This window comes from Mesorhizobium sp. M8A.F.Ca.ET.181.01.1.1 (genome assembly GCF_004792025.1).
GTDB lineage: Bacteria > Pseudomonadota > Alphaproteobacteria > Rhizobiales > Rhizobiaceae > Mesorhizobium.
Genome location: NZ_SRTV01000034.1, coordinates 1 through 1,206, shown reverse-complemented (window position 1 = coordinate 1,206; position 1,206 = coordinate 1). Strand labels below are relative to the sequence as shown.

The following is a 1,206-nucleotide window of genomic DNA, read 5'->3' as shown; positions in this document are numbered from 1 at the left end:
CGTCTGGTGTCGATGATGCCAAGCGGATAATCATGGAAGGTAAGTGCCCATTGGCCGTCCTCGGCTTCGGTGGCCGCGACGGCTTCGCCGGCCAGTGATTGCGAGACATAGACGAAGCCGCCATTCCACCTGATCTCGCCATTGTGGCGCACCCAGCGAACCGCGGCCTCTTGCGGATAATCGGGCTCGGGTGGCGTCCTTGGCATGGCTCGTTGCGACGGGCGGTAATGCTGGGCTGGAGTGTCCATGGCAAGCGCCTCATGCGGACGCTCCTCATTGTAGCTGCGCCGGAAGGCTTCGAAGGCCCGGCCCTGAGCCGTTCTGTCGGCCTCCGGGTCCTTGGCCAGTGGCAGCATGGTCAGATGGAAGCGCTCGTGGCGACCGTTCTGCTGTGGCTTGCCGGGCGCGATCCGTTCCAGCGTGATGCCGAGCTTGATGAAGCGCACCGCAAGCGGCGTCAGCCCGGTGACGCCGGCCGACGCGAAGGGCGAGCCATTGTCGCTTCTGAAGCGATCCGGCAGGCCATGCTCCTCAAACAGCCGCTCGAACACCGGCCAGGCCTCGGCGTCCGCCGTCGAGCCCGTCGCTTCGAGCGCCAGAAGGTAGCGGCTCGAGGCATCCATCACCGTCAACGGATCGCAGCGCCACCCGTCGGCAGTCCGGAACCACCCCTTGTGATCGCCAGTCCACACCGCATTCGGCCCTTGCGGCTCCGGCCACGGTCCGTTGCCACAGGCTCGCAGACGTGGCCGCTTGCGGGCGCCTACGAGCCCGTGCCGTGCAAGGATCGCGCCCACCGTCGAGGCCGACGGCCAAACCAGCTCGGGAGCCGTGCGCTTGAGACGCGCCACGATCTTCTTTGGCCCCCACAGCGGATGCACCTCCTTGGCGGCAACGATCCGCTCCACCAGGTCCAGCGCCGTCGCCCGGCCGTGATTGAGCGGCGCGCGCGGCAGATCGTGCAAACCTTCCGGGCCGAACGCGCGATAGCGTCCAAGCCATTTGTAGCCGGTCTTGCGCGATATCCCATAAGACGCACAGAGCTCGATCATCGTCTCTTCACCCGAAAGGCAATCCACAACAAACCGTAGCCGCTCGTCCATGATCCCAGTTTCTCGCCAAACCATCGCCGGTCCTCCCGGCGGACAAGAAAACTGTCACCCATGCTATCGGTCCATTCTGTTACCTATCTATCCGGTTCGGACA

1 protein-coding gene is annotated in these 1,206 nt (G+C 64.9%); it reads right to left on the bottom strand.

The genetic code is table 11. From position 1 onward, the window contains the following. A partial coding sequence (locus tag EN824_RS33425; RefSeq protein ID WP_135933156.1) for an integrase core domain-containing protein occupies nucleotides 1-1,127 on the bottom strand: 1,127 nt, incomplete at its 3' end. Nucleotides 1,128-1,206 lie beyond the last annotated feature (79 nt).